Source organism: Streptomyces tibetensis, from assembly GCF_040647715.1.
GTDB classification, from domain to species: Bacteria; Actinomycetota; Actinomycetes; order Streptomycetales; family Streptomycetaceae; genus Streptomyces; species Streptomyces tibetensis_A.
Genome location: NZ_JBEZCR010000003.1, coordinates 273,195 through 288,049 on the forward strand (window position 1 = coordinate 273,195; position 14,855 = coordinate 288,049).

13 protein-coding genes are annotated in these 14,855 nt (G+C 72.8%); 7 read left to right on the forward strand and 6 right to left on the reverse strand.

The features are described 5' to 3' along the window. Window positions 1-164: 164 nt before the first annotated feature. Window positions 165-1,088 (forward strand): alpha/beta fold hydrolase, encoded by a 924-nt coding sequence (locus tag AB0B29_RS09925; protein ID WP_362236404.1) that lies wholly within the window; start codon window positions 165-167, stop codon window positions 1,086-1,088. 22 nt (window positions 1,089-1,110) lie between these two features. Here AB0B29_RS09925 and AB0B29_RS09930 read toward each other — a convergent pair whose 3' ends face one another. The 3 genes from AB0B29_RS09930 to AB0B29_RS09940 all read right to left on the reverse strand — a co-directional run bounded on the left by AB0B29_RS09930 (window position 1,111) and on the right by AB0B29_RS09940 (window position 4,269). Beyond that, window positions 1,111-2,703 (reverse strand): transporter, encoded by a 1,593-nt coding sequence (locus AB0B29_RS09930; RefSeq protein WP_362236407.1) that lies wholly within the window; start codon window positions 2,701-2,703, stop codon window positions 1,111-1,113. Beyond that, a complete protein-coding gene (locus tag AB0B29_RS09935) occupies window positions 2,700-3,518 on the reverse strand; it encodes an ABC transporter ATP-binding protein (RefSeq protein ID WP_362236410.1) in 819 nt (272 codons plus the stop codon). The genes AB0B29_RS09930 and AB0B29_RS09935 overlap by 4 nt, the downstream gene beginning before the upstream one ends. 88 nt (window positions 3,519-3,606) lie before the next feature. Continuing rightward, the gene (locus AB0B29_RS09940) at window positions 3,607-4,269 is read right to left on the reverse strand and encodes a bifunctional DNA primase/polymerase (RefSeq protein ID WP_362236413.1); all 663 of its coding nucleotides are present in this window, start codon (window positions 4,267-4,269) and stop codon (window positions 3,607-3,609) included. 310 nt (window positions 4,270-4,579) lie between these two features. Here AB0B29_RS09940 and AB0B29_RS09945 point away from each other — a divergent pair, with 310 nt between their 5' ends. Next, on the forward strand, window positions 4,580-5,965 hold the full coding sequence (locus AB0B29_RS09945) for a transcriptional regulator (protein WP_362236416.1): 1,386 nt from the start codon (window positions 4,580-4,582) through the stop codon (window positions 5,963-5,965). A gap of 201 nt (window positions 5,966-6,166) precedes the next feature. After that, window positions 6,167-7,957, forward strand: coding sequence for a hypothetical protein (locus AB0B29_RS09950; RefSeq protein ID WP_362236418.1), 1,791 nt, complete (start codon window positions 6,167-6,169; stop codon window positions 7,955-7,957). A 68-nt stretch (window positions 7,958-8,025) separates the two neighbouring features. Here the strand turns inward: AB0B29_RS09950 and AB0B29_RS09955 are convergent, their stop codons facing one another. Beyond that, window positions 8,026-9,336, reverse strand: a complete 1,311-nt coding sequence (locus AB0B29_RS09955; protein ID WP_362236421.1) for an ABC transporter substrate-binding protein — start codon at window positions 9,334-9,336, stop codon at window positions 8,026-8,028. Between the two features lie 117 nt (window positions 9,337-9,453). Here AB0B29_RS09955 and AB0B29_RS09960 point away from each other — a divergent pair, with 117 nt between their 5' ends. Together AB0B29_RS09960 and purU are read left to right on the forward strand one after the other, a co-directional pair. After that, complete coding sequence (locus tag AB0B29_RS09960) at window positions 9,454-9,954, forward strand: SCO4402 family protein (protein ID WP_362236424.1); 501 nt, start codon at window positions 9,454-9,456, stop codon at window positions 9,952-9,954. 141 nt (window positions 9,955-10,095) lie between these two features. Continuing rightward, entirely contained in the window at window positions 10,096-10,977 is an 882-nt protein-coding gene (purU, locus tag AB0B29_RS09965; RefSeq protein WP_362236426.1) for a formyltetrahydrofolate deformylase, read from the forward strand. A gap of 78 nt (window positions 10,978-11,055) precedes the next feature. On the opposite strand, the gene AB0B29_RS09970 is transcribed toward purU, so the two are convergent. Then, complete coding sequence (locus AB0B29_RS09970; RefSeq protein ID WP_362236429.1) at window positions 11,056-12,282, reverse strand: zf-HC2 domain-containing protein; 1,227 nt, start codon at window positions 12,280-12,282, stop codon at window positions 11,056-11,058. Between the two features lie 452 nt (window positions 12,283-12,734). Next, complete coding sequence (locus AB0B29_RS09975; protein ID WP_362236431.1) at window positions 12,735-13,316, reverse strand: sigma-70 family RNA polymerase sigma factor; 582 nt, start codon at window positions 13,314-13,316, stop codon at window positions 12,735-12,737. Window positions 13,317-13,679: 363 nt separating this feature from the next. Between AB0B29_RS09975 and AB0B29_RS09980 the strand changes: the two genes are divergently transcribed. Continuing rightward, window positions 13,680-14,060: an STAS domain-containing protein gene (locus AB0B29_RS09980; RefSeq protein ID WP_362236434.1), complete on the forward strand. Its 381-nt coding sequence runs from the start codon at window positions 13,680-13,682 to the stop codon at window positions 14,058-14,060. A 168-nt stretch (window positions 14,061-14,228) separates the two neighbouring features. Beyond that, complete coding sequence (locus AB0B29_RS09985; RefSeq protein ID WP_362236436.1) at window positions 14,229-14,741, forward strand: EF-hand domain-containing protein; 513 nt, start codon at window positions 14,229-14,231, stop codon at window positions 14,739-14,741. Window positions 14,742-14,855: the final 114 nt, after the last annotated feature.

Sequence of the window (14,855 nt, forward strand, 5' to 3'; positions counted from 1 at the left end):
GCGGCGCACGGCACACTTGCACCGACGGGTACGGCAACCAGCACGCAACCAGCACGGCCGAAGGCACAGCGGAAACCACAGCAGAAGGCACAGCAGGCAGAACACGGTTCACAGGACCGGACGGCGGGAGCCGCGGTCCGCGCGAAGCTTGGGGGGTGCCAGACATGGCGCGACGCATCGACGTGACCGGGACGGGCGGCGTACGCCTGGCGGCCTGGGAGTTCGGCGACCCGCCCAAGACCGACCCGGCGCAGGACGTGCGGGGCGGACAGGGGGCGCACGACGGGCACAGCACGCCGGGTGGCTCCCCCGGCGTGCTCTTACTGCACGGCCTCATGGGCCGCGCCTCGCACTGGGCGTCCACCGCCCGCTGGCTGTCCGCGCGCTACCGGGCGGTCGCCCTCGACCAGCGCGGCCACGGCCGCAGCGACAAGCCCCCGCAGGGCGCCTTCACCCGTGACGCCTACGTCGACGACGCCGAGGCGGCCCTGGAGCAGCTCGGCCTCGCCCGGGTCGTCCTCATCGGCCACGCCATGGGCGCGCTGACCGCCTGGCAGCTGGCCGCCAAGCGTCCCGACCTGGTCCGTGGGCTGATCATCTGTGACATGCGGGCCTCCGCGCTCGGGGCCGCCTCGCAGCGCGAGTGGGGCCAGTGGTTCAAGTCCTGGCCGCTGCCCTTCGCCACGCTCGCCGACGTCCGCAAGTGGTTCGGCGAGGACGACCCCTGGGTGGAGCGACCCAATCCGGCCCGTGGCGAGTTCTACGCCGAGGTGATGGCCGAGTCCCCGGACGGCTGGCGCCCGGTCTTCGAACCGGAGCAGATGCTCCGCTCCCGCGAGACGTGGGTGTACGACGCGCACTGGGAGGAGCTGGCCCAGGTGCGCTGCCCCGCCCTGGTCGTGCGCGGTCTGGACGGCGAGCTGGGCCGCGCCGAGGCCCAGGAGATGGTCCGGGTCCTGCCCCGCGGCCAGTACGCGGAGGTGGCCGACGCCGGCCACCTGGTGCACTACGACCAGCCGGAGGCCTGGCGCGCCGCGATCGAGCCGTTCCTGGACTCGCTGGGCGACGACAGTGACCCCGACAGCTGACGGTGGGCCACCGGCGGGCACCTCACCCCTTGCTGACCGCCGCCAGGATCTCCGGCAGTCGCCGGGCCGTCCGCGGGGCGGCCAGTTTCAGCCCCGCCGCCGTCAGCGCCGCCCCGTACACCGTGCCCACCGGCAACAGCAGCCACGTCCAGGCGTCGCCGTCGGCGCTCACGTTCAGCCAGATCGTGAGTGCGATGACGGGCACGCACAGCAGGGCGGCCGACATCATCCCGCCGAAGATGGAGATCCAGGCCAGCCCGGTCTGCCCGGGGGCGACGTTCTTGTAGCCCTCCTGGGGGATGGAGTAGGGGAAGCGGGCGGACGTCCACGCCCCGGTCGCGAGCATCGCGCCGAGCAGCGCGAAGGACAGCCCCAGCGCCTCCGGCAGCCGCCGCCAGTCGCCGAGCATGGCGGTCGTCACCACGGTGACCAGCGTGGCGTACGGCAGGGTGATCAGCAGCAGGGCGTACGCCCGGGCGCGCAGTTCGACGTAGGCGTCCCTGGGCGTGGAGATGGTCAGCGCGACCATCCAGAACGCGGAGGTGTCCTGCCCGAACTGGTTGTACATCTGGATGCCGAGCATCCCGGCGGCGAAGCACGCGAAGTACACCGACCCGGTGCCCTGCCAGGCGTTGAACACCGGCACGATCAGACCGATGGCCAGCGACGTCACCCAGGCGGCCTTGGTCTTCGGGTCGCGCCACACGTACCGCAGGCTGCGCTCCATGACCGTGCCCGTACGTCCTGCGGGGAGCAGTTTGCCCAGCCCGGCCGAGGAGCGCTCCCGGGCGGCCGACCCGGCGCTCGGCAGGGTGGAGCCGTCGGGCGAGGTCATCAGCCGCGTCAGATGCCGCGACCAGAGCGCGAGCAGCGCCACCAGCGCACCGGCGGTCAGTGCCAGTTGCGCGAGCGCGAGACCGTAGGAGCCCTCGCTCACCGCGTGCACGGCCCAGACCGCCGACGCCGGAGGCACCCACCGCAGCACCTCGGCCACCGGGTCGAGCTCGCCCAGCCCCGACGCGCCGAGCCGCTGCGCGCCGAAGTTGACGACCTGCGCCCCGATCGCGATGACGAGCCCGCTGAGCACCGCGAGGTCCCGCCCCTTGCGGCTGGTCAGCAGCCGTACGTTGGCGGCCGCGACGGCCCGCGCGAGGGCCACGCACACCAGCAGCGCCAGCACGACGGCGACCACGCCCACCGCGAACGCGGCCCCGCCCCGGGCCACCGCGATCACGGAACCGACCAGCAGACACAGCGTGAACAGTGGTCCGATGCCCACCAGCGAGGCCGTCAGCAGCGCCCCTACCAGTGGCCGGGGGCGCAGCGGCAGCATCACCAGGCGGGTCGGGTCGAGGGTCTCGTCACCGCTGGGGAAGAACAGCGGCATCACCGCCCACCCGAGGCCCAGCACCGCCACGGCCGGCACGACCACCGACTCGGCGTGCGCGTGCCCGCGCAGCGCGATCAGGCCGATCAGCTGGAGCGCGGCGAACAACAGGGCGAAGACGGCCGACGTGATGTAGGCGGCCTTGCGCCCGCCGGACTGCCGCAGTCCGTTGCGCAGCAGCGACAGCTTCAGCCGGACGAAGACGGGGGTGATCGCGGTACTGCTCACCGCGATCCACCGCCCAGCCAGTCGAGGTCGGACCCGGCGTCCCGGCCCTGGGCGCCGACGAGTTCGAGGAACGCCCGCTGCAGCGAGGGCGCGTCCCCGCGCACCTCGGCGAGGGTGCCGGTGGCGCGGATCCGCCCGGCGGCCATCACCGCGACCCAGTCGCACAGCGACTCGACGAGCTCCATGACGTGGGAAGAGAACACGACCGTGGCGCCCGAGGCCGTGTACCGCTCCAGGACGCCCCGGATGGTCTGCGCGGAGACGGGGTCGACGCCCTCGAACGGCTCGTCCAGGAACAGCACTTCGGGATTGTGGAGGAGAGCGGCGGCGAGCCCGATCTTCTTGCGCATGCCCGTCGAGTAGTCGACGACCAGTTTGTGCTGGGCCCCGGCCAGGTCGAGGACGTCGAGGAGCTGCGTGGCCCGCTTGTCCACCTCGGCACCGGGCAGCCCGCGCAACCGGCCGCTGTACGCCAGCAGTTCCCGCCCCGACAGCCGCTCGAAGAGCCGCAGCCCCTCCGGCAGCACCCCGATGCGGGCCTTCACCTCGACGGGGTCCCGCCACACGTCGTGCCCGACCACCTCGACGGTCCCGTGGTCGGGCCGGAGCAGCCCGGTCACCATCGACAAGGTGGTGGTCTTCCCGGCCCCGTTCGGCCCGACGAGCCCGATGAACTTGCCCGCGGGCACATCCAGATCGACCCCGGCAACAGCCACCTGCTGTCCGAACCGCTTCCACAGCCCCCGCACACGCACAGCGCTGGATCCCACCGCGCCTCCCTCCGTCAGTAGAACCCTACGGTGGAGAAACGCCATTCTTTTAGGGGCGCGGGGAACTGCGCGATCAGCCACCGACGACCCGCAGCCGCCGACGAAGACGAACCAGGCAGACGAGAAGGCGCGGCTACCGATCCCTACCGCACGCATAAGCCAACGGCGAGATCAACTCCTCCGCATCCGGCAGCCACCGATTCGCCGGAGTCGGCCGGCAGGCCCACTGCACGGCCCCCCGAGCCCCGAACCGCGTGGGCGGCGCAGCCACATACGCCCCCTCGCCCAGCACGGTCAGATCCAGCGAAGACACCGACCACCCCAGCTTCCGCACCAGGTCGGGGACCTTCACCCCGGCCCCCGGCAGCACGAAGAACTCCATCCGCCGATCCGGCGTGAGTGTCACCGGCCCGAGCGTCAGCTCCATCCGCTCCATCCGCGCGAGCGCGAGGAACCCGGCCGTCTCCGGCACGGAGATCGCGTCGAACGTCCGCCCCGTCGGCAGCAGGATCGACGCGGTCGGCTGCTTCTGCCACATCCGCCGCGCGACCGTCGCACTGCCCGTCGCCTGCGTCGCCCAGTCCGGACGCGCCGGGTGCGACCCCGGCGCGGGACACGCCGCGTCACCGCAGGAACAGCGCTGGCTGCCGTCGACGGCCTCCAGCCAGGTGCCGGGGAACACGTCCCAGTGGCGCTCCTCGGCATAGCGAACAGCGGTCTCCAGCAGCGATTCCCCGCGCTGCTTCGGGATCTGAGCGGCTTCGGTGCCGGCGATCGTCTCTTCCACGATGAACACAACTCTGGTCGTCACCAGGGGTTACGCCCGCCCCTGTGCGCGGGGGAGAGCACCGCCCCGGTCCCCGGGGCGCATGGGTGCATGTGCGGGGGCGCGCGTGAGGAACGGTGGCCGGAGGTGGGTAGCCAGGTGTGGGGCCGGCAACAGCCGTTACCCCGGCAATCCTCACATGCCTCGCATTTTCACCTGGTGGGCGGGGCATTGATCTTCACGGCCGGATCTTTTCGCTGGGACGTGAGGGGCCCGGCCGCGGAAGACACGTCAACTCGGTGCGTGGGCAGGCACACCGCCAGACAGCAGGGGGTACGCCATGGCCGCAAGGCCGCTCGTCGCCAGGCAGCCGAACGAACGGCTCCAGGCGCTCATCCAGGAAGCCGGATGCTCCAACGCCGGCCTGGCCCGCCGGGTCAACATGTGCGGTGCCGAGCACGGCCTCGACCTGCGCTACGACAAGACGTCGGTGGCGCGCTGGCTGCGCGGACAGCAGCCGCGGGGCCGGGCGCCGGCGATCATCGCCGAGGCCCTGGGCCGCAAACTCGGCCGTACGGTCACGATCGACGAGATCGGCATGGCCAACGGCAAGAACCTCGCCTCGGGCGTGGGCCTGCAGTTCTCGCCGACGGTACTGGGGGCCATCGAGCAGGTCTGCGAGCTGTGGCGCAGTGACGTGGGGCGGCGGGACTTCCTGTCCGGCTCCTCCGTCGCCGCGTCCGCGCTGGTCGAGCCAAGCCGGGACTGGCTGATCTCCGCGCCCGACGCGCAGGTGTCGCGCTCGGCGGGGCCGCGGGTGGGGCAGTCCGACGTACAGGCGGTGCAGGCCATGACGCAGGCGCTGGTGGACCTCGACCACCAGTACGGCAGCGGGCATGTGCGGCCGGTCGTCGTGCACTACCTCAACAGCGTCGTCGCGGGGCTGCTGGCGGGGTCGTACCGGGAGGCGGTCGGGCGGGACCTGTTCGCCGCGGTGGCCCGGCTGACGGAGCTCGCCGGGTACATGGCCGTCGACACGGGCCAGCCCGGACTGGCCCAGCGCTACTACATCCAGGCGCTGCGGCTGGCGCAGGCCGCCGGGGACCGCGGCTACGGCGGGTACGTCCTCGCGGCCTCCATGAGCCATCTCGCCGCGCAGCTCGGAAACCCCCGGGAGATCGCGCAGTTGGCGCGGGCGGCGCAGGAGGGGGCGCGGGGGCGCGTGTCGCCGCGGGCGGAGTCGATGTTCCTGGCGGCGGAGGCGCGCGGGCACGCCCTCATGGGCGACGTGCGCGCCGCGCAGTCCTCGGCGGGGCGCGCGGTGAGCGCCCTGGAGGCGGCCGACCCGGCCGCGGGGGACGACCCGGTGTGGATCGCGCACTTCGACGAGGCCTACCTCGCCGACGAGTTGGCCCACTGCCACCGGGACCTCGGGCAGGCCGAGGCGGCGGCGCGGTGTGCGCAGGAGTCGCTGGCCGGGCATCCCGAGACGCGGGCGCGCCGCCGGGCCATCGGATATGTGCTGTTGGCCACGGCGCAGGTGCAGCAGCGCGAGATCGAGGAGGCGTGCAACACCGGCATGAAGGCCGTGGAGCTGCTGGAGGGGCTGCGGTCCAACCGGGGCGCCGAGTACCTGGAGGACTTCCAGCAGCGGCTGGAGCCGTACCGGGACGAGGCGGTGGTGAGGGAGTTCGGGGCGCGGCTCGACCTGCAGGCGGCTGCGTGAACACAGGGCCTGCGCATGCGTGAACACGCGGGAAACGGCTGCGGCGTGCGGGGGAGGTGACAGGGGCAACGCGCCGTGACCCGCGGCTGTTACCGCGCTCACAGGGCATGCGGTCGGGCCCTGTGCTGCGTGGCACGGGGCTCTGGGGACCCGGTAGCGTGACCCGACGATTCACAAGGTCCCCCATAAGTAGGAGTCCCGGTGACGCAGAGTGGACAGGGCGAGGAGCCCTCGGCGCGCCCCGCGCGCGAAGGCATCGTGCTGCCCTCCGACGGTGGCGAGCCCCTGCTGCCGGGCATGACGGGCGGACCCGCCGAAGCCCCCGGCCGCCGGCCCGCCCCGCCTTCGGCGGGCGCGCCGCAGACGTCGGCCCCCGCGGAGGGGCAGACCTGGGGTCAGCCGTGGGGCCCCGGCCAGCAGCAGACCCCGCCCCCGCCGCCGGGCCGGACCTGGCAGTCCCAGCCCCAGCAGTGGAGCACGCCGGAGCAGCCCGGGTGGGACGCCCAGGCCCCGGGCGCCCTGCCCCCGGAGGGCACCCGGTCCCCGGACCCGTACGCCGGCACACCGGCGAACCCCGACCCGTACGGCACGGCCCAGCCGCCCGCGGACACCGCCGGGTACGCCCCGTACGGCGCCACAGCCGGGTCCGCCCCGCTGCCCCCGGAAGGCTCCGGCCCGCCCAACCAGCCGCACGGAGGCTCCGGGTACGGATACCCGCAGAGTGCCGGTCAGCCGGCCGGCGATGTCTACGGTGCTCCCGCCGCGGGTGGAGCCCAGCCGCAGCCGGGAGCCGGTGCGTACGGGGCCGGTCAGCCGGGTGTCGGTGGGGCGTACGGCGCTCCGGGTGGGGGAGCCCCCCAGCAGTCGTACGGCGGCGCCCCGCTGCCCGCGCCCGCGGACGAGGGCGCGACCCAGTACATACCGCCCGTCGCGGGGGACGCCGCCGCGGCCACGCAGTACCTGCCGCCCGTCGCGGCGGCCGCCGACGAGGGGGCGACCCAGTACATACCCCCGGTGTCCCCGGGGGCGCTGCCGCCCGAGACACCTGCCGGGGCGGACCCGGAGGAGACGCGGTACCTCGGGACCGGGCCCCGGGCGGGTGCGGGAGCCGGCCCGCTGCCGTCGGGCTCGCACCCGGACGCCGAGGCGACGCAGTACATCCCGCCGGTGCCCGGTGGGAACAAGCAGCCGCCCGCCGAGTTCGACAACCTCTTCCGCAGTGACCAGGGCGCCGACAGCCCGGCCGGCGCCACCCAGCAGATGCCCCGCGTCGAGCAGCCGCGGCCGCAGCCCGCGTACGGCGGCGCTCCCCGGCCCTCCCACGCCCCGCCCGCCGCAGGCCGCTCGCGTGGTGGCCGTTCCGGATCGCGCGTCCCCGTCATCGCCGCCGTCGGCATCGGCATCGCCGTGCTCGGCGTCGGCGCGGGCGCACTGCTCGCCGGTGGCGGAGGCGGCGGTGACGACGACGGCGGCGACAAGAAGACCGTGGCCGCCTCCGCCCCCGCGACGGACGGCTCCGCCTCGCCGTCGGCCGACCCGGCCCGGGCCCAGGCGGTCGAGTTGGACAAGCTGCTCTCCGACAGCGGCAACAGCCGCAGCACCGTGATCAACGCGGTCGCCGACGTCAGGGGCTGTGACAACCTCCCCCAGGCGGCGAAGAACCTGCGGGACGCGGCCAAGCAGCGCAGCGGGCTGGTCACCCGGCTCTCCGGCATCGAGGTGGACAAGCTGCCCGACCACGCCGCTCTGACCACCGCCCTCACCAAGGCCTGGCAGGCCTCCGCCTCGGCCGACAACCACTACGCGGCCTGGGCCGACCAGACCGCCGGCAAGAAGGGCTGCAAGAAGGGCCAGGCGCGCACCACCAACCAGACCCTGGCCGGCAACCGGGCCAGCGGCGTCGCCAGCACCGAGAAGGCCAAGGCGGCCGGGCTGTGGAACGGGATCGCGAAGAAGTACGGGCTGACCGAGCGCCAGCCGACGCAGCTGTGAGGGAGACGCCGACGCAGCCGTGACGCGGACGGCCCGCTCGGCGTGGACCGCCCGGGCGGGGGCGGCGGTCAGTCGTTCAGGTCGGCGTTCTCCAGCGTCCGCGTCGTGTCGACGAAGCCCTTGCGCGCCGAGACCAGCCGCCCGTCCCGCACCACCTGGAGGGTCACGTTGGCGTTCACCAGGCGGGGGAAGCCCACGGCAGCGAGCTTGTCCTGGAACCGCCAGCGCAGCGTCGGCGTGAGCCCGCCCGTGCTGACCTGCAGGCCGTCGTCCAGGGCCTCCTCCACGGTGTCGGCGCTCACCTCCCCGTCGCCGAGCGACTCGACGATCTGCCGGAACACCGTGTAGGCGATCCACGTGGTCTGCACTCCGGCGTCCGCGGGGTCGATGCGGTTGTCGCCGAAGGCCTGCTCGCGGATCACCCGCTTCATCCCGTCCCAGCGGGGATCACTCGCCACCGGGTACCAGCCGGTGATGTACGAGCCCTCGTACGGGCCCGCTGCCCCGCCGGTCGCGTCGATCACCGTCTGGTCGACGCTGCCCAGCACGGTCGCCGTCCGCACCTCGGGGAAGTCCTCCCGGGCCCGCCGGAAGGAGTCCATGAAGGTGCCGTTGCGGTCCCCGAGCGCGGGCACCACGCACCCGTCGTCCGTCGCGTCGCCGGCTGTCGTGCGCAGGGCCCGCTGGGCCTGGCCGTCGTACTCGGTGGCGTCCTCCTCCGCCCGCAGGTCGCTCGAGGCACGGTGCCCGCCCGCCTTCAGACCGGAGTCGAGCAGCGGGGGCAGCTGGTCGCCCGCGATGGTGTCGGGCCGGATCAGCGCGACGGGCCCGCAGTCGGCGAGAGCACTGCCGAGACCGGCGAGCAGCGCGGGCTGACCGCCGTTGACGGGGTAGGACAGGGGGCTGGTGAACTCGGCGTTGGTGATGCCGTAGCCGCCCAGGTAGGGGATGCCCGCGCCCTCGAGCGAGGGGAAGAAGGAGTCCGCGTACTGGCTGTAGGATCCGACGACCGCGACGACGTTCTCCTTGGCGGCCCGCCGGGCGCACTTCGCGGCGGCCACGCTGTCGTTGTGGTCGTTGCAGGTCAGCACGTTGAGCTTGCGGCCGTTGATCCCGCCCTTGGCGTTGATCCAGCGGGCGTAGGCGCGGGCGAAGGCGGGCATGCCGGGTTTGTTGGTCGCCTTGGTGTCCTGCGGGGCCCAGGTCATGACGGTGATGGTGTCGTCCCCGACATCCCCCGTGGTGCCGGGGACGACCCCGCATCCGGCGAGGAGCGACGCGCACGCGACCGCCGTGCCCGCCGAGACGAGGCCGTGTCTGGCGTGACGGGTGAGGAGGCCGGGGAGGAATGTGCTGCGGGTGCGTCGCCTGCCGGTCATGGTTCCGCACGATTCCGTCACACGACTAACCCGTGCGTGATCCCGGATCAACAATGGGTGACGCACAGGTGAATTGCGGGGTTCGGTGTGACCGATGTGGAGGGGAACGTACGATCGATGACCGTGCAAGCTTCGGAGAACTCTTCCCGTCGTGGCCGTCGCTCATCCACCATGGGCGGCATGCCTGTCAACGACATGCCGTGGTGGCGCTGGCGCAGCAACGTGCGCTCGGCGCTGCACATGCTCTCCGACCCCGGGTTCCAGCGGGACGTCTGGCTGGCCGGTGCGGACGGCTACGGTGACGTGACCGACGCGGTGTACCGGCTGGTCGAGGACACCTGGCTGGATCACTGGTCCGCCGAGAAGTACGTCGGCACGATCTTCCGCGACTCGCAGGAGGCGGCCCTCGTGGACACCGCGGTGCTGCGGGTGCTGCGGATCATGCACCAGGTCGGGCCGGACGCGCCGGTCGCCGCGTACCTCCAGCACGAGGCGTGGCCGGAGGCGGTCCAGGCGGCCCGGGACGCGCATGTGCGGCTCGCCACGAGCGACGGTGAGGAGCCGGACGCGGCGCCACGCAGCCTGGACGTGCTGCGGATCATGACGAGGTCCGCGTAGCGGTTTCGCGACCCGGTCGGCCCGGCCGTACCGCCGGAGGTCCGCGAGCGGTCTCGCCCCCGGCCGGCCCGGCGCTCCGGCGGCGGTCCGACCTGCGGGACGATTGCCGGTCGTGTCGGTCCTTGTGGGAACCTGTCCTGCATGAACGAGCAGTCCACCAGCGCCGCGGTCCCGGCCGACCAGTACGTCCTCACCCTTTCCTGCCCTGACCGCAAGGGCATCGTGCACGCCGTGTCGAGCTACCTGTTCATGACCGGCTGCAACATCGAGGACAGCCAGCAGTTCGGCGACCACGACACGGGACTGTTCTTCATGCGGGTCCACTTCTCGGCTGACGTCCCGGTGACCGTGGAGAAGCTGCGGGCCAGCTTCGCGGCGATCGGCGACTCCTTCCAGATGGACTGGCAGATCAACCGGGCCGACCAGAAGATGCGCATCCTGCTGATGGTCAGCAAGTTCGGGCACTGCCTGAACGACCTGCTGTTCCGGGCGCGGACCGGGGCGCTGCCGGTGGAGATCGCCGGAGTGGTGTCGAACCACACGGACTTCGCCGAGCTGGTGGACTCGTACAACATCCCCTTCCATCACATTCCGGTGACGAAGGACACGAAGGCGGAGGCCGAGGGGCGGCTGCTCGACATCGTGCGTGAGGAGGGTGTCGAGCTGGTCGTGCTCGCCCGGTACATGCAGGTGCTGTCGGACGACCTGTGCAAGGCGCTCTCCGGGCGGATCATCAACATCCACCACTCGTTCCTGCCGAGCTTCAAGGGGGCGAAGCCGTATCACCAGGCTCATGCCCGGGGTGTGAAGCTGATCGGTGCGACCGCTCATTACGTGACGGCTGATCTTGATGAAGGGCCGATCATCGAGCAGGAGGTCGAGCGGGTCGGGCATGACGTGACGCCGGAGGGGCTTGTCGCGATCGGGCGCGATGTGGAGTGCCAGGCGTTGGCCCGGGGCGTGAAGTGGCATGCCGAGCGGAGGATTCTGCTCAACGGACGGCGGACTGTGATCTTCGCCTAGGAGCTCGGGTCGTCCTGTTTCGTGGCGGGCGCGGGTCGTGTGTGGTTGTTCGCGCAGTTCCCCGCGCCCCCAAGAACCTCACATCCTGCTCAGTGATGCCGCCGCGAAGAGGACGTCTCTGATCGCCTCTCTGTCTCCCACCTGGCCTGCCGCCGCCTCCTGAGGGGGTACGTGGCCGGCGGCCAGGCGGCAGAACTCGACGCCGTCCAGGGCCACGTGGGCCACCTCGTGCTCGGCGGAGCCCTTCGCCGCGGGGGAGTCGAGGGGGATCAGCCACTCGCCGCCGCCCGAGCCCTCGATCTCCAGCCGCAGGCTGCGGCCGGGTTCGCCCGCGGCGACCAGGTGGCGGTGGTGCGCGGGGGAGGCCAGGCCGGCCCGTCGGCGGTGGGCCAGGGCCGTCGGCAGCATGCGGGCCGCCAGGTCGATCATGCGGTGCAGATGGCGCGGCGAGGGCGGGTCGTAGGGGTAGTCGACCGCGTCGGCGATGTCCTCGGCGTGCACCCAGCACTCGAAGGCGCGATCCAGCATCGCGTCGTGCAGGGGCAGTTCGAAGTCGCCGTACGACACCGGCGTCTTCCCGGCACCGCCGCCCGTGAAGGACACCGTGCGCACGAGGCTGTGGCTCTGCTCCCGCCAGGGCACCCGGACGGACCGGGTGGGCGGGAAGTGGGAGGCGCGCCAGAACGCCTCGGTGCGGGCCGCCGGCGTGGGGCGCCGGGACGGGACGTCGCCGAGCGGGTCGTCCAGGCCGAGCGCGACCCCCACGAGACCGTCGACGCTGAGCAGATGGGCGATGACCCCGGCGACGGTGGTGCGGCGGCTCGTCGACTCGTCCGAGCGGAACCAGCGCAGCCGTACCGGCGCGTGCCACTCGGCGTCGCCGAAGTCCTGCAGCAGGGCGTCCAGGCGCGCGGTCTCGGCGTCGTACGCGGCGGCCCACTCCGGTACCGGGATGCGCGGCGGGCGCCGCTCCAGGCAGGTGTCCAGGACGCGGGTGCGCAGTCCCGGGTCCAGGTCGAGGCTCTCGGGGCGTTGCAGCAGCCCGACCGCCTCGCGCAGCCGCCGGGCCTCGTCGGCGCAGGAACCGCAGGCGCCGAGGTGCTCCTCGACGGCCGTGGCCTCCTCGGCCGAACACGCGGCCAGCGCCCAGGCGCCGAGCAGGGCCTTCAGCACGGGGTGCTCGAGGACGGGCGGAGCGGTCGGCGCCGGCAGGTCGCCGAGCTCGGCCGGCGCGGGCAGCGCCAGCCCGCTGTCCTCGACGGAGGCCCGGGGCGTCGGGATCCGCGGCGGACGCCCGCGCTCCACGGCATCACCGCCCTCGTCCCGCTGCGACCCTGCCGGCCCGCCCGTCTCGCCTGCCCCCGCCGCTCCTCCCGGCCCTCCAGCTCGACCCGGCCCCCCAGGTCCTCCAGGTCCACCCGGCCCCCCAGGTCCTTCCGGCCCTACAGGTCGACCCGGCCCCCCAGGTCGACCCGGCCCCCCAGGCCCTCCAGGTCCACCCGGCCCCCCAGGTCCTCCCGGCCCTACAGGTCGACCCGGCCCCCCAGGTCGACCCGGCCCCCCAGGTCCGCCAGGCTCTCCGGGTCCACCCGGCCCGTGCGGTGCGGCGGGCGGGGCGGGTTCCGGAGGGGAACCGATGGCGTGCCCGTTGTTGCCGCTTCCTTGCTGGATGTCGCGTTCGCCCCAGGGGTTGGCCTTCTTCTCGTGGCCCTCGTCCCGGTCGCCGTCCTCGTACGCCTCGAACCCGTCCGGCCCGTTCACACCGCACCCCCGTATCCGGGCGGTGCGCCCGGTGCCTCGGTGTCGTGGGCCGTGGAGAGCAGTTGCAGGCCGAGTCGCAGGCGGCGGCGGGCCTCGTCCTCGGTGATGCCGAGGTCGGTGGCCGTCTGGCGGTAGTCGCGGCGCTGGAAGTAGGCCCGTTCCAGGGCCGAGCGCAGCGGGACCGGCATGGACTGCACGATGTAGTCGGCGCGGGCGGCGACCGCGGCGCGGCGCACCCTGTGCTCCAGTTCCTCCGTGGTGCCGGAGCCTTCGCGGGCGAGGGCGGCGGTCTCGGTGGCGCGCAGCCGCTGCACCGCGAGCCGGTGGGTCAGGGAGGCGACCCAGGTGCGCAGCGGACCCTGCCTGGGGTCGTAGGAATCGGGATGCTCCCAGACGTGGACGAAGACCTCGCGGGTGACTCGGTCGGCGGCGCGCTCGTCGCCGAGCACGCGGTGGGCGAGGCCGTGCACGAGGGAGGCGAACCGGTCGTAGAGCTCGCCCAGGGCTGCCGCTTCGCCGCGGGCGAGCCGTTGCTGCATCTTGCGGTCCCAGCGAGGCGGTACGTCCTTTTTCGCCATGCGGCCCCCTCACCCCCTGCTCGTGTCCCGCGAGCCGTGCCCTGTCCAGCCTGTGCCCGATGTCTCCTCGAATGTAGTCGGCACGTCCGGTCGCGCACGCCCCTTTGTGGCAATGTGCGCCCCCTGACCGGCCGCAAGTGGTAGAGGACGCCGGTACTCGCACCGGAGGCCTTTGGGCACCCGCCTACCCCACCGCGCCCCGATCAGGCATGACCGAAAAAGGATCGAACAGGATCGAAGTCGGCTAAATCAAGCCTCTTCTGCGGGGGATCCGTTTTCCGGGTTGCGTTTCGGGGAACCGCCGCTGGGCAGCCGCGCAGCAAGGAAGCGTAGGGTCTGCTTCCGGTTTGGCGATCGAAGGGCGTGGTGGTGACCTTCAAAGTGACCAGCGGTGAGCAGGGCGAATGGGCCGTGCTCCAGGTGTCGGGCGAGCTGGATCTGGTGACGTCGCCGGTGCTGCGTCAGCGCGTGCACGACGTGGTGGCCGAGGGGCATCACTGTCTCGTCCTGGATCTGTCCGAAGTGTTCTTCTGCGACTCCAGCGGCGTCGGCGTGCTCATCGCGGCCCGCCGGCTGATCCGCTCCTGCCAGGGCCGGCTTCGCCTCGTGCTGCCCGCCCGGGGTGCGGCCGACGGATCCCACGTCAACCGGGTCCTCGGCGCGCTGGGCGTTCGCAGACTGTTCGACGTGTACGGCGATGTGGACGCCGCCCTCGGCGACGAGGGCGAACCCCTGTCCGCGTGATGGCCCGATGACGCACGGTACGGCGAATGTCGCCGTTCCGGCACGCCGTTGTCCCGGAATTCCCCCGGTCTTGGCACAAGTGACGTTTTCGTGTGCCCGAACGGCTCCCTCCGTCGTACGCTCCGACGCAGACGTACCCCACCCGACGTAAGGCGGCCCGAAAGAGACATGGTCAGCAGCGAGTACGAGCGCAGGATCGCCGCCCGGTTCGCCACCTTCGACCAGGACGGCAACGGTTACATCGACCGCGAGGACTTCTACGGCGCGGCCAAGGCGCTGCTGACGGAGTTCGCCGTGGCGGCCCGGTCCGACAAGGGCCAGGCCCTGTACGGCGGCGCCGAGGCCTTCTGGCAGGGCATGGCCGGGATAGCGGACCGCGACGGCGACCAGCGCATCACGCGCGGTGAGTTCGTCAACGGCGCGGTCAAGCGCCTGCGCGACAACCCCGACCGGTTCGCCGAGATCGCCCGCCCCTTCCTGCACGCGGCCCTGGACGTCGCCGACACCGACGGTGACGGCGCGGCGACGGTCGAGGAGGCCGGTCGCGTCCTGAAGTGCCTCGGCGTCCCCGAGGACGTCGCCGGACCGGCCGCCGCCACGCTCGACGCGGACGGGGACGGCAAGGTCGGCGAGGCCGAGGTCGTCCCGGCCTTTGCCCGCTACTTCACCGTGCCCGAGTAGTGCCACGTGTCCGCGCCGGAGGATGTCGACGCTCCTTCGCCGTAGGGGGTGTTCAGGGGTGCCGGCTGCGGGTTGTCCCTGGTTGTTCGCGCAGTTCCCCGCGCCCCTGGAGCT